The sequence below is a fragment of the Cupriavidus sp. 09_S30 genome, assembly GCF_056930435.1.
The window spans coordinates 1,593,091-1,614,324 of record NZ_JBXOWI010000002.1 but is presented as its reverse complement, the minus strand read 5'-3'; the positions used below and the strand labels follow the sequence as shown (position 1 = coordinate 1,614,324).

The 21,234-nt window shown below is 66.9% G+C and carries 18 protein-coding genes and 1 pseudogene; 11 read left to right on the top strand and 8 right to left on the bottom strand.

What is annotated here, in order from left to right:
• Positions 1-166: 166 nt before the first annotated feature.
• The gene (locus AC1Z3O_RS27385) at positions 167-949 is read right to left on the bottom strand and encodes an IclR family transcriptional regulator (protein WP_483522027.1); all 783 of its coding nucleotides are present in this window, start codon (positions 947-949) and stop codon (positions 167-169) included.
• A 124-nt stretch (positions 950-1,073) separates the two neighbouring features.
• Between AC1Z3O_RS27385 and AC1Z3O_RS27380 the strand changes: the two genes are divergently transcribed.
• The 4 genes from AC1Z3O_RS27380 to AC1Z3O_RS27365 all read left to right on the top strand — a co-directional run bounded on the left by AC1Z3O_RS27380 (position 1,074) and on the right by AC1Z3O_RS27365 (position 4,724).
• Entirely contained in the window at positions 1,074-1,466 is a 393-nt protein-coding gene (locus tag AC1Z3O_RS27380) for a cupin domain-containing protein (protein ID WP_483519320.1), read from the top strand.
• Positions 1,467-1,548: 82 nt separating this feature from the next.
• Complete coding sequence (locus tag AC1Z3O_RS27375) at positions 1,549-2,526, top strand: Bug family tripartite tricarboxylate transporter substrate binding protein (protein WP_483519318.1); 978 nt, start codon at positions 1,549-1,551, stop codon at positions 2,524-2,526.
• Between the two features lie 25 nt (positions 2,527-2,551).
• A complete protein-coding gene (locus AC1Z3O_RS27370; protein WP_483522025.1) occupies positions 2,552-3,544 on the top strand; it encodes a Bug family tripartite tricarboxylate transporter substrate binding protein in 993 nt (330 codons plus the stop codon).
• 7 nt (positions 3,545-3,551) lie between these two features.
• On the top strand, positions 3,552-4,724 hold the full coding sequence (locus AC1Z3O_RS27365) for an acyl-CoA dehydrogenase family protein (RefSeq protein WP_483519316.1): 1,173 nt from the start codon (positions 3,552-3,554) through the stop codon (positions 4,722-4,724).
• Between the two features lie 79 nt (positions 4,725-4,803).
• Here AC1Z3O_RS27365 and AC1Z3O_RS27360 read toward each other — a convergent pair whose 3' ends face one another.
• A complete protein-coding gene (locus AC1Z3O_RS27360) occupies positions 4,804-5,667 on the bottom strand; it encodes an NAD(P)-dependent oxidoreductase (RefSeq protein ID WP_483519314.1) in 864 nt (287 codons plus the stop codon).
• A 428-nt stretch (positions 5,668-6,095) separates the two neighbouring features.
• On the opposite strand from AC1Z3O_RS27360, the gene AC1Z3O_RS27355 reads away from it, so the two are divergent.
• On the top strand, positions 6,096-6,674 hold the full coding sequence (locus tag AC1Z3O_RS27355; protein WP_483519312.1) for an acetate uptake transporter: 579 nt from the start codon (positions 6,096-6,098) through the stop codon (positions 6,672-6,674).
• 156 nt (positions 6,675-6,830) lie between these two features.
• Here AC1Z3O_RS27355 and AC1Z3O_RS27350 read toward each other — a convergent pair whose 3' ends face one another.
• Entirely contained in the window at positions 6,831-7,256 is a 426-nt protein-coding gene (locus AC1Z3O_RS27350; RefSeq protein WP_483519310.1) for an ACT domain-containing protein, read from the bottom strand.
• A gap of 289 nt (positions 7,257-7,545) precedes the next feature.
• On the opposite strand from AC1Z3O_RS27350, the gene acs reads away from it, so the two are divergent.
• Positions 7,546-9,606 carry an acetate--CoA ligase gene (gene acs, locus AC1Z3O_RS27345; RefSeq protein WP_483519308.1) on the top strand — a complete coding sequence of 687 codons (2,061 nt, stop codon included), beginning with the start codon at positions 7,546-7,548 and terminating at the stop codon, positions 9,604-9,606.
• Positions 9,607-9,698: 92 nt separating this feature from the next.
• Here the strand turns inward: acs and AC1Z3O_RS27340 are convergent, their stop codons facing one another.
• Positions 9,699-9,935: a copper resistance protein CopQ gene (locus AC1Z3O_RS27340; protein ID WP_483519306.1), complete on the bottom strand. Its 237-nt coding sequence runs from the start codon at positions 9,933-9,935 to the stop codon at positions 9,699-9,701.
• Between the two features lie 301 nt (positions 9,936-10,236).
• Here AC1Z3O_RS27340 and AC1Z3O_RS27335 point away from each other — a divergent pair, with 301 nt between their 5' ends.
• The 5 genes and pseudogenes from AC1Z3O_RS27335 to yjdN all read left to right on the top strand — a co-directional run bounded on the left by AC1Z3O_RS27335 (position 10,237) and on the right by yjdN (position 14,572).
• Positions 10,237-10,524 (top strand): H-NS family nucleoid-associated regulatory protein, encoded by a 288-nt coding sequence (locus AC1Z3O_RS27335; protein ID WP_483519304.1) that lies wholly within the window; start codon positions 10,237-10,239, stop codon positions 10,522-10,524.
• Between the two features lie 178 nt (positions 10,525-10,702).
• Positions 10,703-11,623: pseudogene (locus AC1Z3O_RS27330) on the top strand (crotonase/enoyl-CoA hydratase family protein); the annotation flags it as partial.
• A 239-nt stretch (positions 11,624-11,862) separates the two neighbouring features.
• On the top strand, positions 11,863-12,540 hold the full coding sequence (locus AC1Z3O_RS27325) for a heavy metal response regulator transcription factor (RefSeq protein WP_483519302.1): 678 nt from the start codon (positions 11,863-11,865) through the stop codon (positions 12,538-12,540).
• Positions 12,537-14,027: a heavy metal sensor histidine kinase gene (locus tag AC1Z3O_RS27320; protein WP_483519300.1), complete on the top strand. Its 1,491-nt coding sequence runs from the start codon at positions 12,537-12,539 to the stop codon at positions 14,025-14,027. Before AC1Z3O_RS27325 ends, AC1Z3O_RS27320 begins: the two co-directional genes overlap by 4 nt.
• Positions 14,028-14,155: 128 nt before the next feature.
• Positions 14,156-14,572 (top strand): VOC family metalloprotein YjdN, encoded by a 417-nt coding sequence (yjdN, locus tag AC1Z3O_RS27315; RefSeq protein WP_483519298.1) that lies wholly within the window; start codon positions 14,156-14,158, stop codon positions 14,570-14,572.
• A 107-nt stretch (positions 14,573-14,679) separates the two neighbouring features.
• Here yjdN and AC1Z3O_RS27310 read toward each other — a convergent pair whose 3' ends face one another.
• The 4 genes from AC1Z3O_RS27310 to czcI form a co-directional block, all read right to left on the bottom strand.
• Complete coding sequence (locus AC1Z3O_RS27310) at positions 14,680-17,877, bottom strand: CusA/CzcA family heavy metal efflux RND transporter (RefSeq protein ID WP_483519296.1); 3,198 nt, start codon at positions 17,875-17,877, stop codon at positions 14,680-14,682.
• 13 nt (positions 17,878-17,890) lie between these two features.
• Positions 17,891-19,396: an efflux RND transporter periplasmic adaptor subunit gene (locus AC1Z3O_RS27305; protein WP_483519294.1), complete on the bottom strand. Its 1,506-nt coding sequence runs from the start codon at positions 19,394-19,396 to the stop codon at positions 17,891-17,893.
• A 15-nt stretch (positions 19,397-19,411) separates the two neighbouring features.
• Positions 19,412-20,725, bottom strand: a complete 1,314-nt coding sequence (locus AC1Z3O_RS27300) for a TolC family protein (protein WP_483519292.1) — start codon at positions 20,723-20,725, stop codon at positions 19,412-19,414.
• 77 nt (positions 20,726-20,802) lie between these two features.
• Positions 20,803-21,192, bottom strand: coding sequence for a cation efflux protein, CzcI family (gene czcI, locus AC1Z3O_RS27295; protein WP_483519290.1), 390 nt, complete (start codon positions 21,190-21,192; stop codon positions 20,803-20,805).
• Positions 21,193-21,234: the final 42 nt, after the last annotated feature.

Genomic DNA, 21,234 nt, shown 5'->3' with positions numbered 1-21,234 from the left:
CAGAAAGCTAGCGGTCTCGAGTCGCGGAGTCGGCGTGATTGCAGTGCGATTCGCTTGCCGACCGACGCCGGGCGAAGCGACACCGGCGAATGCGACACCGGCGGGTGTAGTGAAGCATCACGGCCTCATTGCACGCCGCCGGCTACCCGCTCCTCGATCCAGCGTGTCACGTAGCCGCGCCGGTGTTCGGCAAGCGGGGGGCAGCCAAATCAAGGGGATCCCTCTCCAGCGTTGCGCAGGCGGTGCGCAGCATCGCGGCGTAGCGCTCCAGGTTCGGCTCGATACGGTAGACCGGCCCGGCAATCGAGATCGCGTACCACTCGCCGGACAGCTTGACCGGCCAGGCCAAGGCGCCCACGTCCGGCATGGATTCCCCAAGATTGACGAAGCAGCCTCGCTCGATGCTGCGGCGCAGATCGGCCTCGAGCTTCGCAGCACTGGCCACGGTGCGCGGGGTGAAGCGGGTGAACGGCAATTGCGACAGCAAGGTCTCGCGTTCGGCTTTGTCCATCGTGGACAGCAAGGCCTTCCCAATCGAATTGGAATGGAGTTCGCGCCGCTCCCCAGCCGTGGCGATGTAGCGGATCGCGTGCGGAGATTCCAGCACATCCAGGTAAAGCACCTCGGGCCCATCGCGCAGCTTGCCGATCACGACCGTTTCGCCGGTAGCGTCGCGCAACTCGTTCATGGTGTCGTGCACGCGGTCCAGCACCGGGTCATGGCGCGCGATCTGCTGAGCCATGGCAAGGAGGCGGCCGGTCGGATAGTAGCCCTGGCGCCGGCCTGTCTCGTACAGGTAGCCGAGCGCGGTCAGGGTGCGGATCAGTGCCAGGCAGCTGGAGGCCGGCACCGACAGCAGGCGCGCCAGCTCGGACAAGGACAGCGCGCGCCGCTCCCGGGCAAAGGTCTCGATGATCTCGATCACGCGCAGCGCGGTCTTCACATTCATTGTCTGGGCGCCCGGCGCCTTGGTTTCGGCGGTCTGCATCTGCTGGTGGTTGACTAGTGTTTTCATAAGTATAAAATCAGTTTCACAAATATGAAAACAGCGCGAACGCGCGATGGAGACACACATGACGCAGGCCACCCCTTGCTACTTCGTCCGGACGGACGAGGTGCCGGGCTACCACCCCGCCAACCACCACGGCACGCTGAACCGCCGCCTGATCGGGCGCGAGACGGTCGGCGCCACGCAGCTGGAGGTCATTCACGGCACCATCGAAAAGGGCAAGGGCGCGTTGCCGCATGCGCATCCGGGCATCGAGCAGGTCTGCTACGTGCTGGAGGGGCGCGCCCGCGCAGAGGTGGGCGGCCAGGTGCGCGAGCTGGGCCCGGGCGACTGCTGCTTCTTTCCCGCCGACACGATGCACGTCTTCACGGTGGTCAGCGACGAACCCGTCAAGCTGCTGGTGGTCTATGCCCCGCCGTATGAAGAGTCGCCGCAGCGCGTGGTGCGCCCGGCCTGATTCGTGACGCCCTGGCACTTACGGAGCCAGGCTAGAAGCGTATTTCGCGATGTTCGCCGAGCAGGCAAGCAAGGAGGAGCGCATGAGTTTGATATCCCGACGCCGCTGGATAGGGTTGGCCGCGGCATTGTCCCTGACGCCCGCGCTGGGCTGGGCCGATACGTATCCGAGCCGGCCGATCCGGCTGGTGGTGCCGTATGCGCCGGGCGGCGCCACCGATGTGGTGGCGCGGCTGTTCTCGCAGAAGCTGGGCGAGGCGCTGAAGCAGCCGGTGGTGGTGGAGAACCGCCCGGGCGCCAACGGCATCATCGGCACCGACCAGGTGGCGCGCGCCGCGCCGGACGGCTACACGCTGCTGCTGAATACGGCCGGGGCCCAGACGCTGAGCCCGGTGCTCTACAAGGCGGGCTACGATCCGGTCAAGAGCTTCGCGCCCATCAGCCTGATCAGCTCGATCGGCTTCGTGATGGTGGTCCATCCTTCGGTGCCGGCCAAGACCGTGCAGGAGTTCGTGGCGCTGGCACGGTCGGGCAGCCGTCCGCTCAGCCTGTCGGCCGGCAGCAGCATGATCGAACTGATCGGCGAGACCTTCAAGTCCACCATCGGCACGCCCAATATCGTCAGCGCGCCTTACAAGGGCACCGGCCCGCAACTGCAGGCGGTGGTGGCGGGCGAGGTCGACATGACCATCGATCCATTCAACGGCATGCAGATGATCCGCGCCGGCAAGCTGCGCCCGCTGGCGGTGCTGGCGTCCAAGCGCTCGCCGGCGCTGCCGGACGTGCCGACCATGCAGGAAGCGGGCATCCCCGGCATGAACTTCAACTCCTGGGCCGGATTGCTGGCGCCGGCGGGCACGCCGAAGGAGATCATCGCGCGCTTGAACCAGGAGGTCAGCCGCATTGTCGCCTCACCCGACATCAAGGAGCGGCTGGCGGCCATCGACTATGAGGCCGTCGGCAGCACGCCAGAGCAGTTCGCCACCATCCTTGCCGAGGACAGCGCGCGCTGGGCCAAGCTGGTGAAGGACACCCACTACAAGGACAAGATGGCGCAGTGAACGCCGTCGCGAGGAGACAACGATGATGTCGAGGATTCCGGCGGCGCTGCGCGCCGTCTTTCTGCCGGGGCTGTGCGCGGCCGCGGCAATGGTTACGCCGGCAGGGCCGGCGGGGGCGGCCGAGGGCTATCCGCATCGGCCGATCCGGCTGGTGGTGCCGTTCGCGGCAGGTAGCGGCACCGATGCGGTGGCGCGCATCACGGCCAAGGAACTGGGCGAGGCGCTCAAGGAAAACGTGGTGGTCGACAACCGCCCGGGCGCCAACGGCGCGATTGCCGCCGAGCTGGTCGCGCAGGCCGCGCCGGATGGCTACACCCTGTTCATGACCACCAACACCACGCATTCGGCCAACCCGTCGCTGATGAAGAAGCTGCAGTACGACCCCATCCGCGATTTCACCCCGGTGGCGCGCATGGGCAACCTGCCGTTCATGCTGGTGATCAATCCGAAGCTGCCGGTGAGGACGGTGCCTGAACTGATTGCCTGGGCGAAGTCGCATCCCGGCCTGTCCTATGCCAGCGGCAACAGCACCGGCATCGTCGCCGGTGCCACGCTGGCCCGCATGGCGAAGCTGGATCTGCTGCACGTGCCATACAAGAGCACGCCACCGGCGATGACCGACGTGATCGCCGGCCAGGTGCCCATGATGTTCGTGGACGTCGCCGCTGGCATCGCCAATGTCAAGGCGGGCAAGCTGCGCGCGCTGGCGGTCACCACAGCCCAGCGCAGCAAGCTGCTGCCGGATCTGCCGCCGCTTGCGGATACGCCCGAGCTGAAGGGGTTCGACATCACCTCATGGAACGGCGTGTTCGGCCCGGCCAGGCTCCCGCCGGACATCGTCGCCCAGCTCAACCGAGAGCTGTCGCGCATCGCGACGAGCAAGGATGTCGCCCCGCGCTTCGAGGCGCTGGGCTTTGAAGGATTCGGGCAGTCGCCCGGACAGTTCGCCGGCTTTGTGGCAGATGAGCTGGTCAAGTGGACAAAACTGGTCAAGGACGCCGGCATCCAGCCGGAATGAGGCAGGCATGAATTTCGAGAGATCCCCCGAACAGCGCGCCATCGTCGAGGCGGTGACGCAGCTTTGCAGCGACTTCGGCCCCGAATACTGGGCCGAGCAGGACAAGCGCCATGAGTTCCCGCACGCCTTCCACCAGGCGATGGCCAAAGCCGGCTGGCTTGGCATCGCCATGCCCGAGGCCTATGGCGGGGCGGGGCTCGGCATCACCGAGGCGGCGCTGATCATGCAGACCGTGTCTGCCTCGGGCGCGGGCTTTTCTGGTGCGTCCTCCATTCATATGAATGTGTTCGGACTCAATCCGGTGGTGGTGTTCGGCAGCGAGGCACAGAAGCAGGGTGCGCTGCCGCCGTTGATCGCCGGACAGGACAAGGCCTGCTTCGCGGTGACCGAGCCGGACGCGGGCCTGGACACTACCCACCTGAAGACCCAGGCGGTGCGCAGCGCCGACGGCTCGGCCTATCGCGTCGACGGACGCAAGATCTGGATCTCCACTGCCCAGGTCGCTAACCGCATGCTGCTGCTGGCGCGCACCACGCCGCTGGAACAGGTGCGCAAGCCCACCCACGGCCTGAGCCTCTTCTATACGACGCTGGACCGCAAGCACATCGAGGTACGCGAGATCGACAAGATGGGGCGCGGTGCGGTCGACTCCAACATGCTGTTCATCGACGGCCTAATGGTGCCCGAGGGCGACCGCATCGGCGAAGAGGGGCGCGGCTTCGAATACATCCTGCACGGCCTCAACCCGGAGCGCATCCTGATCGCCGCCGAGGCGGTGGGCCTTGGCCGCGCCGCGCTGGAGGCGGCCACCCGCTACGCGCGCGAGAGAGTCGTGTTCGGCCGGCCGATCGGGCAGAACCAGGGCATCCAGCATCCGCTGGCGCAGGCCTGGATGGCGCTGGAAGCAGCGGACTTGATGGTGTGGAAGGCGGCCTGGCTCTATGACCAGGGCCAGCCGTGCGGGGCCGAGGCCAACGCGGCCAAGTACCTGGCGGCCGAGGCCGCGCACCAGGCCTGCCAGACCGCCGTGCTGACTCTAGGCGGCATGGGCTATGCGCGCGAATACCACGTGGAGCGCTACCTGCGCGAATCCTATATCCCGCGCATCGCACCGGTCAGCGCGCAGCTGATCATGTGCCACATCGCCGAGCGCGTGCTCGGGCTGCCGAAGTCGTACTGAAGGTAGGGATCGGGCCGGTCGTACAGGGCAGGGCGCCGCGCATGGCTTGCGGCGCCCGCCGAGGCGGCTCAGTTGCGGCTCAGTCGCGCAGGCGCTTGATCAGCGAAGACGTGTCGGCGCGACCGCAGCCGCGCTGCTGCAGGTCTGCGTAGAACTGGTCGACCAGCGCCGTGACCGGCAGGGTGGCGCCGTTGCGGCGCGACTCGTCCAGGCACAGGCCCAGGTCCTTGCGCATCCAGTCCACCGCGAAACCGAAGTCGAATTTGTTCTCGATCATGGTCGGGCCGCGGTTCTCCAACTGCCAGGAGCCGGCGGCGCCCTTGCTGATCACGCCGAGCACCGTCGGCATGTCGAGCCCGGCGCGCTCGCCGAAGGCGATCGCTTCGGAAAGGCCCTGCAGCAGGCCGGCGATGCAGATCTGGTTGACCATCTTGGCCAGTTGTCCGGCGCCGGGACCGCCGATGCGGGTCACCGCGCGTGCGTAGGCCGCGATCACCGGTTCCACGCGCGCGTAGGCGGCTTCGTCGGCGCCGCACATCACCGTGAGCACGCCCTTCTGCGCCCCGACCTCGCCGCCCGAAACCGGAGCGTCGACGAATTGCAGGCCGCGCGCGGTGGCCGCGGCGTGCAGTTCGCGCGCTACGTTGGCGCTGGCCGTGGTGTGGTCGACGAAGACGCAGCCAGCGGCCGCCGTAGAGAAGGCGCCGTCCGCGCCCACCAGCACCGCGCGCAGGTCATCGTCATTGCCCACGCAGGAGCAGACCACCTCGGCATCGCGCGCGGCCAGCGCCGGCGTGGCGGCCGTCTTGCCGCCGAACTCCGCGACCCAGCGCTCGGCCTTGGCAGCGGTACGGTTGTAGACGGTGACATCATGGCCCTTGGCCACCAGATGGCCGGCCATGGAATAACCCATGACGCCGAGCCCGAGGAATGCGACACGCATGAGGACGTCTCCCTGACTTACTTTGCTTTAAAGCCACGATTCTACGTGAGTACGTGATTGCGCGGCTTGCCGTGCTGCGTTGCCACATCCGGCCGCCGACGAAGTTCGGAAGCAGGGCGGAGTACAGCATGAATAACTTACATAGAGCGCGTTCGCATCGCCTCGTCAAATAATGCGGCGTGACCCAAGTACATGAACGCCATATCGATGACTCAGCGCTTTCCGACTCGGCGAGCGGCACAACTCAGCCTACACTGAAGATGAACCGCGCAGGCTTGCACGTGGCTGCGCCGAATTAGGGTCAAAACTCATATTTCTGCGCCGATAGCCATTGAAAGCGAGCATTGCACGGTCGCGTTCGGCGGCGACCGAGGAGTTGGCGTCGCCTCCGGATATGTCTCACGGGCTAACCACCACGGAGGCGATCTATGAACGGTAAGCTTTCTAATCCGGCGCCGCTCGGGCTGGCCGGGTTCGCATTCACAACATGGATGCTCAGCATGGTGAACGCCGGCTGGTACAGCGCCGATGCCATGGGACTGGTGCTGGCCTTGGCGTTCGCTTTTGGCGGCACGGCGCAGATGATCGCGGGCGTGCTCGAGTATCCGCGCGGCAACACGCTGGGCACGGTAGCGTTCCTGAGTTACGGCGCCTTCTGGTGGTCCTTTGCGCTGTTCATCGCGTTATTTAGCGCCAAGGTGCCTGCGTCTTTCGTCGGCTGGTATCTGCTGGTGTGGAGCGTCTTCACGTTCTACTTGTGGATCGGCTCGCTGCACACGAGCACATCCGTGCAACTGGTGTTCCTGGCGTTGTGGATCACGTTTCTGCTGCTGGCCATCGGCGAATTTACGGGCTCGGGCCTGGCTACGAAGATCGGCGGGTATACAGGCTTGATCACGGCCCTGCTGGCGTTCTATGCGTCGGCAGCCATGGTGATCAACGAGAGCATGGGACACACTGTGCTTCCAACGCATGACTGGGCACAATCTCATCCGCACGCGGCCTAGCAACTAGGCATCAGTCGGTCCTGCGGTGCCCCTTGGAGGAGGGGCACCGGTTCGATTCGATGACGTCCATGCATCGGCGGAGGGCGCTCCGCGCGACGCGGATGTACCGGATTCGCCTTCCGTTGCGGGACATCGACCCATTTATACGGAAGTGACCTATCGCGTTCGCTGCAGGATCTCAATTGCACGAACCGCGTCGTCCAGGGAGTCCATCGCCAGGTAGGCGACGAACTGCGTGCCTACGGCGGCAGCCGAAACGCCGCGGAGGTTGATTCCCCCTGCAGCCAAGGCCTGGGTCAGCTCCGCAATGATGCCAGGCCGGTCGGTGCCCATCACGCGCACCGAATGAAGACTCGGCGTGACATTGAATCCCACCTGCGCAGCGGCGCGGATTTCGTGGTCGTTCTGAAGCGGCGCGAGAAACACGACCGCCTTTCCGGATGCCTCCGGCGTTCGGCGGGAGATGATGAATTGCAGGTCCGCTCCGGCGTCTCGCAGCACACTGAGCACTTCGGCGAGACCACCAGGCCTGTCCTCTATGGTGGCCGCCCACACATCGACACGTTCAACGAGCAGGTCCATGGCATCCACCTCCTCATGTTTGATGCACTCCACTGAAAATCTAGTTCGGGGCTGACGTGGCGGCAAGCCGGTTGGCATCGTCTTTCCCATGCCATTTCCGGTCGGAAAGCAGCGCTTAGGCGGGAGATACGTTGCTTGGCATTACATCCGCCCCGGACGTAAACTTGTTATGCAGCGCATGCACTGCCGCGCCTGGTGCCTCGACCCGTGAGGAAAGAACGGAAGATGCGCTGTCGCGGGTAGCGCGGACACTTCGTGCCCCGGCATCTGGGAGCAAGGAGGAATTGTCATGTCACGCGACAAGTCATCGCGCCGCGCTTCCGCAGAGCAACAATCGGTCGAAGTTTCCGAGGCGCAGATCGCCGTGCATTGGCCAGAAGAGGAATACTTCCAGCCACCTGCCTCGTTTATCGGCCAGGCCAATCTGACGGACGAGGGCGTGTTCGCGCGCTTCTCCCTCGACAAGTTCCCTGAGTGCTTCAAGGAGTTCGCCGATCTTCTCGACTGGTACAAGTACTGGGAGACGACGTTCGACGCGAGCAATCCGCCGTTCTGGCGCTGGTTCGTCGGTGGCAAGATCAATGCATGCTACAACTGCGTGGATCGCCACCTCGCCAAATACCGTAACAAGGCCGCGATCCACTTCGTGCCGGAGCCCGAGGACGAGACGGTCCAGCATGTCACCTACCAGGAGCTTTATGTCCGGGTCAACGAGTTCGCGGCCATGCTGCGTGACGTCTGCGGCCTGAAAGCCGGTGACCGGGTCACCCTCCATATGCCCATGGTGGCGGAACTGCCCCTCACGATGCTTGCCTGCGCGCGGCTCGGGGTAATACATTCGCAAGTCTTCAGCGGCTTCAGCGGCGCCGCCTGCGCCGATCGCATCCTGGATTCCGAAAGCCGCCTGCTGATCACGATGGACGCCTACTGGCGTGGCGGCAAGCTGATCGATCACAAGGAAAAGGCCGACATCGCCTTCGACGAAGCTGCCGCGAAGGGGCACAAGGCCGAGAAGGTCCTGATCTGGCAGCGCTATCCGGGCAAGTACTCGAGCCCGACCAAGCTCGTGGAGGGACGCGACCTGATCGTCAACGAGACCATCAGGGCGTTCCGCGGCAAGCGTGTCGAGCCCGAGCAGATGCCGGCGGAGGCGCCGCTCTTCCTGATGTATTCGAGCGGTACCACCGGGCGCCCCAAAGGTTGCCAGCATTCCATTGGAGGCTTTCTCGCCTACGTCGCCTGGACGTCGAAATACATCCAGGACATCCACCCCGAGGACGTGTACTGGTGCATGGCGGACATCGGCTGGATCACGGGCCATTCCTACATCGTGTACGGCCCGTTGGCGCTCGGTGCCTCGTCGGTCGTGTACGAAGGCGTGCCGGTCTATCCCGATGCCGGGCGCCCCTGGCGGATTGCCGAAAGCCTAGGCGTCAACATCTTCCACACGTCACCGACGGCGATCCGGGCACTGCGGCGCAGCGGACCGGACGAGCCGGCGAAGTACAGCTATCACTTCAAGCACATGACGACCGTCGGCGAACCGATCGAGCCCGCAGTGTGGAAGTGGTACTACCAGTCCGTCGGCAAGGGGGAGGCCGTCATTGTCGACACATGGTGGCAGACGGAAACGGGCGGGTTCCTGTGCAGCACGGTGCCGGCATTGCACAAGATGAAGCCCGGCAGTGCCGGCCCGGGGATTCCCGGCATTCATCCGGTGATCTATGACGACGATGGCAATCAGCTGGCGGGCGGATCTGGCAAGGCCGGCAACATCTGCATCCTCAATCCGTGGCCCGGAGCGTTTCAGACCATCTGGAAGGCCCCCGAGCGTTACGTGAAAACGTACTATGGCCGCTATTGCAGGGATCCCAACAGCAAGGACTGGCGCGATTGGCCCTACATGGCGGGAGACGGGGCTGTCGAGGCTGCGGACGGCTATTTCCGGATTCTTGGCCGCATCGACGACGTGATCAATGTCGCCGGCCATCGCCTCGGTACCAAGGAAATCGAGTCGGCCGCCCTGCTTGTCCCCGATGTCGTCGAAGCGGCGGTGGTACCGGTCGCCGACGAGATCAAGGGCAAGGTGCCCGAGCTCTATGTTTCCTTGAAGCCCGGCGTGCAAGCTTCGGCGGATGTGGAAAAGCAGGTCCTGGACTCAGTGGTCGCGCGGATCGGATCCATTGCGCGGCCGCACCGGGTGCTCATCGTTCCTGACATGCCGAAGACCCGGTCGGGCAAGATCATGCGGCGGGTGCTCGCGGCACTTTCGAACCATCAGGACCCCGGAGACGTATCCACGCTGGCCAACCCCGAGGTGGTCGACAGTCTGCGGGAACTCGTGAAATAGGGGAGAGGTACGTCCATCCATACGCCCGCGATATGCCTGCGATACGCCCGCGCCTCGGCCCGAGGCGCGGGCTGAATCCGCTACCGGACCGCTCAGGCGCCGTCGCTGAAGGAATCGCGGGCTTCATTGATCTGGCGGTTCCCGTCCGTGTAGGGATCGCGCGGGCTGTCGATGCGGTGGGCACCTTCCGGATAGGCGGAACGTGTGATGCCGGCAGCTCCGTCCGTGTAGACGTCCGGGCTGCGGGGGGCGGCGTTGGCGATGCCGGCGACGGTGCTCAGGGAGGCGGCCAGGGCAGCGCCGAGCAGGGCTTGCTTGAGGGTGCGCATATCGATTCTCCTGTAAGTAAGGCGAAGGCGGCCGTGGCGACCGCCGATGGAAGGCAGTCTACGTAGCCGTCACCCACCACGACATGACCGCAACATGACAATCCTGTCATCCGGCCGGGGCCGCCTTGACACGCCGGCACCCGCGCATTCCCACACAGTCCTCAGGGCCATTTCCACCGTTTCCGCCTGGCACGATGGCCGACAGCCTGTAGAATGCGCGGGCACAGAGCGGCCGCCCCCTCGCCGCTCACCCACGTTTGCCCGTCCGGCATGCCGGCCCACGGGCTTCTTGATCAAACCAATGTCAGAGTTTGAAACTGCCAAGCTCGCTGCAGCCGCATGGGTGCGCGAGCAGATGGATCGCCATGGCCTGACGCTCGAGGATCTCGTCCAGGCAGGTTGCTTCCCGGCCAGCGACGACGGAATCGCGCAAGCCGATGCAAAGCCACCCGAGTCAAAGGCGCCGGTTCCTGCCGTGCTGTACCGCAATGCGCTGGGCCAGTCGTGGGATGGCACCGGCGAATACCCGGACTGGCTGCAGCGTGCCGTCAACGCGGGCCAGTCCATCGAGCACTTCCGCGTCGAATAGCCGCTTACTGGCCCGCTTACCAGCTCGCTTACCGGCTTTACCGGCCGGCTTTCGCTCCGCTCGCGGGCGTTTTCCTGGGTTCCAGCCCGGCCGGCTTGCCGCGCCGCAGCTTGTTTGCCGCCAGTTGCTGCTGCTCTAATGGTGCGATACCACCCCGCACCGACCCGAGGAGACAGCGACCATGGAATTCTCGACCCTGAAGCTGGATGTGGAGGACCGGCTGGCCTTCATCACACTGAACCGCCCAGAGCGGCTCAACGCCATCGATGTCGCCATGCCGGGCGAGATCGCCCAGGCCGTGGCGCAGGCGAACGACGATGACCGCGTCCACGTGATCGTGCTGCAGGGTGCCGGCGACGCGTTCTGCGCGGGATACGATCTGAAAGCCTTCGCCGAAGGCGACCGCGAGCGCCAGTACACGCAGCCCATGCCCTGGGACCCGATGCGCGACTATCGCTTGATGCGCGCAAATACCGACCACTTCTTCAGCCTGTGGCGGTCCTACAAGCCAACTATCTGCAAGGTGCACGGCTATGCCGTTGCCGGCGGTTCGGATATCGCCCTGTGCGCCGACCTGCTGGTGATGGCCGATGACGCGCGCATCGGCTACATGCCCGCCCGTGTGTGGGGCTGCCCGACCACGGCGATGTGGGTTTACCGGGTGGGCGCGGAGAAGGCCAAGCGCATGCTGTTCACAGGTGACATGATCGACGGCCGGACGGCGCAGGCCTGGGGCCTGGCGCACGAGTCGGTGCCAGCCGACGAACTGGATGCGACGGTGCGCGGGCTGGCCGAGCGCATCGCCGCAGTACCGAAGAACCAGTTGATGATGCAGAAACTGATGATCAACCAGGCCTACGAAAACATGGGCCTGAACAGCACGCAGACACTGGCCAACCTGTTCGATGGCATTACCCGGCATTCCCCCGAGGGCATGTGGTTCAAGGCCTACGCCGAGCGTTACGGTTTCGCCGCGGCGGCCGAATGGCGCGATTCGGGCCGTCCCATCCCCGAACCGGCACCCGGCGCCGACCTGGATGCGATGATGCCGCCACCCGATGCGGGCGCGCGCTCGCGCTGGTCGCGCAAGGGCGATTGACGGCGGCGCGCGGATTTGCTGCGGCGCAGCATGGTCGCCGCGCCGATCCGGCCGGCGGCGCGGTGAACCAATGGAGGCTGTGCGCGGTCAACCTGAGATTGCACTGGGCTTCCAACCTTCGTTTTGCTGACAACTGCAAGACGAAGCTGCATTCTTCGCCGCTGCGCAGTCTGCCTCCGGCAGCGTATCGCCAGAGAACGCGCCGCCGTCCGCGAAGTTCGCCATCAATGAGTTAATGCATGCGTATCCTGATCGTGGAGGATGAGCCGAAAGCAGGCGATTACCTGCTCAAGGGACTGACGGAATCCGGCTTCGTGGCCGACCTGGCGCGCGACGGCGTCGATGGCCTGGCGCATGCGCGCGGCCAGGAGTACGACCTGATCGTGCTCGACGTCATGCTGCCCGGCCTGGATGGCTGGCAGGTGCTGCGCGAACTGCGGCGCGACCGCGATACGCCCGTGTTGTTCCTGACCGCGCGCGACACGCTGCCGGATCGTCTCAAGGGGCTGGAACTGGGCGCGGACGACTATATGGTCAAGCCTTTTTCCTTCGCCGAACTGGTGATGCGCATCCGCACCATTCTGCGCCGCGGGCCGCTGCGCGAGAGCGAGCTGATCGAGGTGGCGGATCTGCAGATCGACACCATCCGCCGGCGCGTGACGCGCGCCGGCCAGAAGGTGGAGCTGACGTCGAAGGAGTTCGCGCTGCTGCAATTGCTGGCGCGCCGGCGCGGGGAGGTCTTGTCGCGCTCGCTGATCGCCTCGCAGGTCTGGGACATGAACTTCGATAGCAATACCAATGTGGTCGACGTCTCCATCCGGCGCCTGCGCGCCAAGGTGGATGAACCGTTCGAGCGCAAGCTGATCCACACCCGGCGCGGCATGGGCTACGTGCTGGAAGAGGAGGGCCTGGCATGAGCACGGGCGGCGGCGGTGGCGGGCCGCCGGACGGCGTGCACGGCAGGGGTAGCCCCCGCGAGGCGCAGGGGAACGCGGCGGCAAGGGCGCTGCGCGGTGCGCATGTCTCCTTGACCGCGCGCCTGGCACTGGCCTATGGGCTGGCCACTGTGGCGATCCTGGTGGGCGTCGGCACCTACCTCACGCGTGGCCTTGCCGGGCAGCTGGAGGAGCGCGACGAGAGCGAGCTGATCGGCGAGGTGCAGATGGTGCGCCACCTGCTGCGCGAGGTCGGCTCGATCGACGAGGTGCGGCTGGACGCCCACCGCTTCTCCGATCTGGCGCTCGGCCACGAAGGCCTGATCCTGCAGGTGCGCACGCGCCAGGGCGAAACGCTGATCAACTGCAATCCGCGCCAGGAGAGCGTGCCGCCGCTGCGCATCCTGGCCGCCGGCGCCACGCCGGACAACGGCGACCTGCAGACCTGGTACCCGCGCAATGGCGTGCCCTCCAGCGGCATCGCCGCGCTCGGCCAGCTCGGCGATACCGACGAGGCCGTGGAGATCGTCGTGGCGCGCGACGCCGGCTATCGCGTTGCGCTGATGAAGGCATACCAGAAGCGCATGCTGTGGGCGACGCTGTGCGGCGCGGCGGTGGCCGCCGCGCTGGGCTGGTTGCTGGCACGTCGCGGCCTGCAACCGCTGCGGCGGATGGCCAAGGAGGCCTCGGCCGTGACCACCAGCCGTCTGGCGACCCGCCTCGACACGACGCGCACGCCGGCGGAGTTGCGCGAACTGGCCGAGGCGCTCAACGGCATGCTTGCTCGCCTGCAGGACAGCTTTTCCCGCCTCTCGGAGTTCTCGGCGGACCTGGCACACGACTTCCGCACGCCGATCAGCAACCTGATCGGCCAGACCCAGGTCACGCTGGCGCAGCCCCGAACTCCGCCGGAGTATGAAGCGCTGCTCGAGTCGAACCTGGAAGAGTACGAGCGGCTCGCGCGCATGATCGAGAACATGTTGTTCCTGGCGCGCGCGGACCACGCCCAGGTGGCGCTCGATGTCCGCCCGCTCGATGCCCGCGCCGAGCTCGAAAAGGTGGTGGACTACTTCGAGGCAGTGGCCGCCGAGCGCAGCCTCGCACTGGTCCTGGCCGGCCGCGGGACCGTGCAGGCCGACCAGACGCTGCTGCGACGCGCGGTGACCAATCTGGTCGAGAATGCCCTGCGCCACTCCCCGGTGGGCAGCCGTGTCGCCATCGAGGTGATGGCCGGCATTGAGACAACCCGCATCCGCGTGGTCAATGGCGGCGCGGGCATCGCGCCGCAGACACTGCCGCATGTGTTCGGGCGCTTCTACCGCGGCGATCGGGCGCGCACCAATTCGGCCGGGGCCACCGGGCTCGGGCTGGCCATCGTCGATAGCATCATGCGGCTGCATGGCGGTACGGTGACGGCCTCCAGCCGTGCCGGAGAGACCGTGCTGGAGCTCGTGTTTCCAGAAAATTAGCGGAAATACAAGGCCTTGCGGGCGTAACGCACGGTTCCTGCTGCGGGCGGGATGGGTACCGCCGCGGCGGGCCGCCGTGGCATCATAATGACCTCTCCGGCATCCCGCCGGACGACAGGAGATTCGAAATGCAAGTCCAGCCTTATCTGACCTTTGGCGGCCGTTGCGAAGAAGCCTTTACGTTCTATGGCGAGAAGCTCGGCGCCACCGTGACCTTCATGATCCGCCAGAAAGAGGCCCCGGCCGGCGGCCCGCCTGTACCCCCCGGATGGGAAGAGAAGATCATGCATGCCAATCTCCAGATCGGCGAAAGCCAGATCATGGCCTCCGATGGCATGCCCGGCCAGCCGGCCGTCTTCTCCGGCTTCAGCCTGTCGCTGGACCCGCGCACCGTCGAGGAGGCGCAGCGCCTGTTTGATGGGCTGTCTGACGGTGGCAAGGTGCTGATGCCCTTGCAAAAAACGTTCTGGACGGAGGGCTTCGGTATGGTCCAGGACCGCTTCGGGGTGTCCTGGATGCTGAACGTGGTGAGCGAGGCCGCCTGACGCCTCTGGCCTGCAAGCCCGGGAAGCGCAATTCTTGCGGCATTCCGGGCGCAGCAGGAATTTAGTGACATGCCCGGCGGCGCGGCCGGCCCCCGGGCACGCTTGTGCTAGCCGCCTGCCGGCAACTCTGCCGCAGCGGCGTTCCCCAAGTTGGCCGGCCGCGGCGCGGCATCGCGCCGGTGCGCCAGCCGGTACAACACCGGCAGCACCAGCAGTGTCAGCGCCGTCGAGGACAGGATGCCCCCGATCACCACAGTGGCGAGCGGGCGCTGCACCTCGGCGCCGGTCCCGGTGGCGATCGCCATCGGAACGAAGCCCAGCGACGCTACCAGCGCCGTCATCAGCACCGGCCTCAGGCGGGTCAGCGCGCCGTGCCGCAAGGCCTCGTCCAGGCCCAGCCCCTGGTCGCGCAAGCCGCGTACGAAGGACAGCATCACCAGCCCGTTGAGCACCGCCACACCGGACAACGCGATAAAGCCGACCGCCGCCGAGATCGACAGCGGGATGCCGCGCAGCCACAGCGACAGGATGCCACCGGTCAGGGCAAAGGGGATGCCGGTGAAGACCAGCAGCCCGTCCTTGAGGTTGCCGAACATGCTGAACAGCAGCAGGAAGACCAGCAGCAAGGCCACCGGCACCACCACTTGCAGCCGGGCGGTGGCGGACTGCAACTGCTCGAAGGTGCCGCCCCAGGTGACCCAGTAGCCCGCGGGCACCTTGACCTGCCGGTCCAGCGCCTCCATCGCCTGCGCGACGAAGCCGCCCACGTCGCGCCCACGCACATTGGCGCTGATCACGATGCGCCGCTTGCCGTTCTCGCGCGAGACCTGGTTGGGCCCCGGCGCCAGATCCAGCGTGGCCAGTTCACCCAGCGGGATATAGCTGGCACGCGCCGTGCCGGCCGCGGGCTCGGCGGCCTTGGGCAGGGGGATCGGCAGGCGGCGCAAGGCCTCGACGTCGGCACGGATGCCTTCCGGCAGGCGCACACCGATATTGAAGCGGCGGTCGCCCTGGTACAGGATGCCCGCATCGCGCCCGCCGATCGCGATGGCCACGGTGTCCTGCACGTCCGCCATGTTCAGGCCATAGCGGGCCGCCTTGGCGCGGTCGACCTCCACCGTCAGCACCGGCAGGCCGCTGGTCTGCTCGACCTTGACTTCGGTGGCGCCCGGCACGGCGCGCAGCACCGCGGCGATCTTCTGCGCGCTGTCTTCCAGCACGGCGTTGTCATCGCCGAAGAGCTTGACGGCCACATCGCTGCGCACGCCGGAGATCAGCTCGTTGAAGCGCAACTGGATCGGCTGCGAGAACTCGAAGCGGTTGCCCGGGATGGTCTCCAGCTCGGCCTGCATCTGCTCGAGCAGGACGGCACGCGGCTTGGACGGGTCGGGCCACTGCGCGCGCGGTTTGAGCATGACATAGCCATCGGAGGCATTGGGCGGCATGGGGTCCGCGGCGATCTCGGCCGTGCCGGTGCGGGCGAACACGCGTTCGATCTCCGGGAACTTCGCCTTGAGGCGCACTTCGATCTGCTGCTGCATGGCCAGCGACTGGCTCAGGCTGGTGCCGGGAATCCGCAGCGCCTGCACCGCAAAGTCGCCCTCGTCCAGGCTTGGAATGAACTCGCTGCCCAGCCGCGTGGCCGCCAGGCCGGCCAGCAGCACGGAGGCCACCGCGAAGGCCAGCACCACCGGCGTGTTCGCCAGGGTCCATGACAGCAGCGGCGCGTACACGCGGCGCGCCCAGCCCATCAGCCGGTTCTCCTTCTCCGCCACGCGTTCGCCGATGAACAGCGCCACCGCGGCCGGCACGAAGGTCACGGACAGCAGCATGGCGCCGGCCAGCGCCAGCACCACCGTCACTGCCATGGGGTGGAACATCCGACCTTCGACGCCGGTCAGCGCGAGGATGGGCAGGTAGACGATCATGATGATCAGTTGACCGTAGATCAGCGCACGGCGCGCCTCGCGGGAGGCAGCGAAGACCTCCTGGAAGCGCTCGCTGCGCGTCAGCGGACGTCCCCGTTCCTGCTGGGCGTGGGCCAGCCGCCGCACGCAGTTCTCGACGATCACCACCGCGCCGTCGACGATGATGCCGAAGTCCAGCGCGCCCAGGCTCATCAGGTTCGCGCTGATCTTGTAGGCCGCCATGCCGGTGAAGGTGAACAGCATCGACAGCGGGATCACCAGTGCGGTGATCAGCGCGGCGCACAGGTTGCCAAGAAACAGGAACAGGATGGCCACCACCAGGGCCGCGCCCTCCAGCAGGTTCTTCTTGACGGTGGCGATCGCCTTGTCGACCAGCACCGTGCGGTCGTAGACCGTGACGGCATGGACCCCGGGCGGCAGCGTCCGGTTGATCGCTGCCATGCGTGCGTCCACCGCGCGGGACACCGCGCGGCTGTTCTCGCCGATCAGCATGAACACGGTGCCCAGCACGACTTCGCGCCCGTTGTCCGTGGCCGCACCCGTGCGCAGTTCGCGGCCGAGACCGACTTCCGCCACGTCGCGGATGCGGATGGGCTGGCCCTGCGCGGTGCCGACGATGACTTCGCGGATATCGTCGAGCGACTTGACCTGGCCGGGCGCGCGCACCAGGTACTGCTCGCCGCGACGCTCGATGTAGCCCGCGCCCACGTTGGCGTTATTGCGTTCGAGGGCCAGCACCACGTCTTGCAGGGTCAGGCCGTATGCGCCCAGGCGCTCGGGACTGGGCGCGACCAGGTACTCCTTGGCGAAGCCGCCGATGGTGTTGATCTCGGTCACGCCGGGGACCGTGCGCAGCTGTGGCTTGATCACCCAGTCCTGTACCTCGCGCAGGTCGGCCGGCGTATAGGGCGTGCCGTCCGGCTTCTTCGCGCCGGGTTCGGCTTCCACCGTCCACAGGTAGATTTCGCCCAAGCCGGTCGAGATCGGCCCCATCTGCGGCACCACGCCGGCCGGCAGGTGGACCTGGGCCTCCTGCAGGCGCTGGTTCACCAGTTGCCGCGCGAAATAGATGTCGGTGCCGTCGTTAAAGATCACGGTGACCTGAGACAGGCCGTAGCGCGACAGGGAGCGCGTCTGTTCCAGGCCCGGCAGGCCGGCCATCGCCGTCTCGATCGGGTAGGTCACGCGCTGCTCGGTTTCCAGCGGAGAATAGCCGGGCGCGGCGCTGTTGATCTGCACCTGGACGTTGGTGATATCGGGCACGGCGTCGATCGGCAGCCGCGTGTAGCTGTAGATGCCCAGTGCGGCCATGGCCAGTACGGCGAGCATGACCATCCATCGCTGCGCGATGGCGAATCGGATCAGTCGTTCGAACATGGTTCCCTCCGCCTCAGTGCGCGTGCTCGGCGCCTGCCTTGCCCATCTCGGCCTTCAGCACGAAGCTGTTGGCGGCGACATAGCTCCAGCCGGGCTCCAGGCCGGAGACGATCTCCACGCGCTTGCCGTCGCTGCGGCCAGTCTTGACCGGCTGCGCCAGGAAGCCCCCGGGCACCGCAACGAAGACCCGCGTTTGCCCGCCCTCGGTCTGCAGCGCCTCGGCGTCGATGGCGACAGGCACCTCGGTTTCGCTGCTCGTCACGCTGACGGTGACGAAAAGACCCGGGCGCCACGCCATGTCGGGATTGGGCAGGGTGACGCGCGCGGTCGCGGTGCGGGTCTGCTGGCCCAGCAGCGCGCCGACATAAGACACGCGCCCCTCGGCCTTACCCTCGAACGCGGTCGACGCGATCTTGACCGGTTCGCCCAAGCGCACGCTGTCCAGGTCTTTGGGGGCGATCACGAATTCGGCCCACACCGTGGCCAGGTCGGACACCGTGAAGACATTGGCGTCGGCTGCCACGGCCTCGCCCAATGACAGGTGTTTCTCGACGATGATGCCGTCGAAGGGGGCGCGCAATTCGAAGCGGTTGAGCGCGCTGCCGGTGCGCGCTGCGCCGATCGCGTCCAGCTTCTGCGCCGCGTTGCCGGCGGCGATCTCGGCTTCCTGCAGTGCGGTGCGTGCGGCCAGGAAGTCCTGTTCGGCCGAGATGCGGTCTTCCCACAGCGTCTTTTCACGCGCGTACGTGGCGCGCGCGAGCTCAAGGCGCCGCTGGGCGGCCTGCCATTCGCTGCGCTGGTCGGACAGTGCGGTGCTCGCGAATACGGCCAGCAGTTCGCCCTTTTTCACGCGCTGCCCCAGGTTGGCGGGCACGGCCTGCGCCACGCCGGCCACGCGTGGCACCACATGGGCCGTGCGGTCTTCATTGAAGCGGATCTCGCCCGGGAACTGCACGCTGTCATCGACCCGCCCCGGACCCGCCTTGCGCAACGTCAGCCCTGCTGCCTGAATCTGTTCGGGCGTCATCTCGACAAGACCTTCCTCGCTGGTGAAGGCGATGGCCAGGGGTTCCCCGCGGCCGGGCACGGTCAGGTGAAGCCTGGCCTCGAAGGCATGCGGGGCGGCCACGGCGGTGGTGCTTTCCAGGCCATCCTTGGTGGCCCGGAAGGCGAGGGGCTCGGTCTTGCCCGTGGGACGCCGCAGCGTGCCTTGCAGCTTCAGGCCGGCGGGCGCAAGCGGCTTGCCGGCCGCTGTCGCCCAAACCCGCATGCGGGGTGCGTCGCCGTCTTCGGTCAGCAGGACTTCGATTGCGTAGTCGCCCTGGGCATAGCGCTTGCCGCCGTTCGGACCGGTCGCCGCGCTGGCGGGGCCGCCTTGCGCGTCATGGGCGTGGGCTCCTTCGCCTTCGGCATGCGCGTCGGCGCCGCCTCGGCCCGTCAGCAGCAGCCCGGCCGCCGCCAGTGCAGCGGCCACGGCGATGGCCGCGATCATCGTCTTCTGTTGTCTGGTGATTGCCATGTGTGTGGTCCTGTGTCAGCGGCCGAGAATGCCGTCGATGGCGGCGGTTGCCTGGTAGGCGCTGGCCAGCACGCCGAGGTAGCGGATACGGGCCTGGAACAGCGTGCGTTGGGCATCCAGCACGTCCAGGTAAGTGAACTTGCCTGCTTCGAAGCCGCGCCGGGCTGCGCCATACGCCTGCTGCGCGGCGGGCAGCACGGTGGCGTGCAGGGATTCGGCCGAGGTCCGGGCGACCGCCAGCCGGCTGGCCGCCTGGCGCAGCTCGGTGTCCAGCCGCACGCGCGTGGCGCGGTATTCGTCAGCGGCCTTGTCGGCCTGGCGGATGGCGGTGTAGAGGCGGCCCTGGTTGCGGTCGAACAGCGGCAGCGGCAGCGAAAGGCCGAGCACCGGATAGGCGCCGCGCCCCGTGCCGTTGTCGCGCTTGGCGCCCAGGCTGACGGTGAGATCCGGGTACTGGCGGCTGCGCTCCACCGCGATCTCGGCCTGGCGGCGCTCCAGTTCGCGCTGGCTGGCGAGCAGTGCTGGCGCGGTGTCCAGGTCGTCGCGCAACTGAGCTTCAGCCGGTGCCGCCGGCACGGCCTGCAGCTCGCCGCCGGCCGCGCTGAAGTGCGGCGCGGGATTGCCCCACAGGCTGCCCAGACCCTGGCGCGCCTGCGCCAGGGCGGCCCCGGCCTCGGACAGCTCCAGCTCGGCGTTGGCCTGTTCCACGCGGGCCTTGGTTTCCTCCAGCGGCGGGATTTTCCCCGCGCTCACGCGCCTGGCCGCCGCCTGCACGCCTTCGTTGGCGATACCGAGCGCACCGCGCGCGAGCGCCACGCGCTCCTGTGCGATCAGCAATTGGAAGAAGGCCGCCGCAACCGCCGCGCGCAAGCCGGCCTGGGTTCCGGCCAGTTGAGCGCCGGCGAGTTCCCGCGCCTTCTGGGCGGCACCGACCCGCGCGGCCCGCTTGCCGCCCAGTTCGACCGGCAGATTGATCTGCGCCGTCAGCGAGCGTGAGGCCTCGCGGGTGTCCTCCATCTGCACGGCAACTTCCGGGTTCGGCAGCAGGCCGGCCTGCAGCACGCCGCCATCGGCAGCGGCCAGTTCATGGCGCGCGGCGCGCAGGTTGTCGTTGTAGGCGATCGCCAGCGTGAGCGCGGCGTCCAACGTCAGTGCGCGGGCGGGTTCGGCAGGGCCATCCGCGGCATACGCTGCCGCCGGCGGGGCCGCCTGGGCCGCCTGGGCCGCTTGTAGGGGCGGCTGTGGGAGTGGGGAAGCCACGTCCTGCGCGGACGCGGCATGGCCGAGCATGGCTGCCGCCAGCCCGAGCGGTATCACGAGTGTTCTCATCGAATTTCACCGGTTTCAAAACGGGGAATTCGGCGAGACGAATGAGCAGGAAGAAGAGGTCGGGATCGTCTCGCCGCCTAAGCGGGGCGAGACCATTGCGGGCGGTCGGGCGCCTGCTCGGGCGCAGAGCGCCAGGCGGAGGGCAGGCTGTGGTACTTGAGCGTAGCGACGCTGTGCGAGGTGGCCCAGGCCGCTTCCGAGACCAGCCCGTATGAGCCGGCGAAGTGGCAGACCGCGCAGTCCAGGTCGGGCAGCTTGACGGTCTTGCCGCTGCTTTCGCCCTGGCCGGCGGCGGCAAAGTCCTTGTGCGGATGCGTGTGGTGGCCGAAGTGCTTGCTGGCCACGCCTGCCGCTTCGTGCCCGCAATAGGCTGCGGCACCGGCCCAGGCGAGCTGGAGCGGCAGCAGCAGTGCGAACAGGATGATCAGGAAGCGGCGCATGAGCGCGATTATAGCGAGGCGTTTCAAATCGCCGCTATCCCTTCACCTTGCAGGGATTTCACAAAGGCA

What these genes read in the sequence shown, in the direction of transcription:
- AC1Z3O_RS27325 (WP_483519302.1), top strand. Translation starts at nt 11,863, where the DNA reads ATGCGTATCCTGATCGTGGAGGATGAGCCGAAAGCAGGCGATTACCTG.
- AC1Z3O_RS27355 (WP_483519312.1), top strand. Translation starts at nt 6,096, where the DNA reads ATGAACGGTAAGCTTTCTAATCCGGCGCCGCTCGGGCTGGCCGGGTTC.
- AC1Z3O_RS27320 (WP_483519300.1), top strand. Translation starts at nt 12,537, where the DNA reads ATGAGCACGGGCGGCGGCGGTGGCGGGCCGCCGGACGGCGTGCACGGC.
- AC1Z3O_RS27305 (WP_483519294.1), bottom strand. Translation starts at nt 19,396, where the DNA reads ATGGCAATCACCAGACAACAGAAGACGATGATCGCGGCCATCGCCGTG.
- AC1Z3O_RS27375 (WP_483519318.1), top strand. Translation starts at nt 1,549, where the DNA reads ATGAGTTTGATATCCCGACGCCGCTGGATAGGGTTGGCCGCGGCATTG.
- AC1Z3O_RS27310 (WP_483519296.1), bottom strand. Translation starts at nt 17,877, where the DNA reads ATGTTCGAACGACTGATCCGATTCGCCATCGCGCAGCGATGGATGGTC.
- acs (WP_483519308.1), top strand. Translation starts at nt 7,546, where the DNA reads ATGTCACGCGACAAGTCATCGCGCCGCGCTTCCGCAGAGCAACAATCG.
- AC1Z3O_RS27380 (WP_483519320.1), top strand. Translation starts at nt 1,074, where the DNA reads ATGACGCAGGCCACCCCTTGCTACTTCGTCCGGACGGACGAGGTGCCG.
- AC1Z3O_RS27300 (WP_483519292.1), bottom strand. Translation starts at nt 20,725, where the DNA reads ATGAGAACACTCGTGATACCGCTCGGGCTGGCGGCAGCCATGCTCGGC.
- AC1Z3O_RS27340 (WP_483519306.1), bottom strand. Translation starts at nt 9,935, where the DNA reads ATGCGCACCCTCAAGCAAGCCCTGCTCGGCGCTGCCCTGGCCGCCTCC.
- yjdN (WP_483519298.1), top strand. Translation starts at nt 14,156, where the DNA reads ATGCAAGTCCAGCCTTATCTGACCTTTGGCGGCCGTTGCGAAGAAGCC.
- AC1Z3O_RS27335 (WP_483519304.1), top strand. Translation starts at nt 10,237, where the DNA reads ATGTCAGAGTTTGAAACTGCCAAGCTCGCTGCAGCCGCATGGGTGCGC.
- AC1Z3O_RS27360 (WP_483519314.1), bottom strand. Translation starts at nt 5,667, where the DNA reads ATGCGTGTCGCATTCCTCGGGCTCGGCGTCATGGGTTATTCCATGGCC.
- AC1Z3O_RS27385 (WP_483522027.1), bottom strand. Translation starts at nt 949, where the DNA reads ATGAATGTGAAGACCGCGCTGCGCGTGATCGAGATCATCGAGACCTTT.
- AC1Z3O_RS27350 (WP_483519310.1), bottom strand. Translation starts at nt 7,256, where the DNA reads ATGGACCTGCTCGTTGAACGTGTCGATGTGTGGGCGGCCACCATAGAG.
- AC1Z3O_RS27365 (WP_483519316.1), top strand. Translation starts at nt 3,552, where the DNA reads ATGAATTTCGAGAGATCCCCCGAACAGCGCGCCATCGTCGAGGCGGTG.
- AC1Z3O_RS27370 (WP_483522025.1), top strand. Translation starts at nt 2,552, where the DNA reads ATGTCGAGGATTCCGGCGGCGCTGCGCGCCGTCTTTCTGCCGGGGCTG.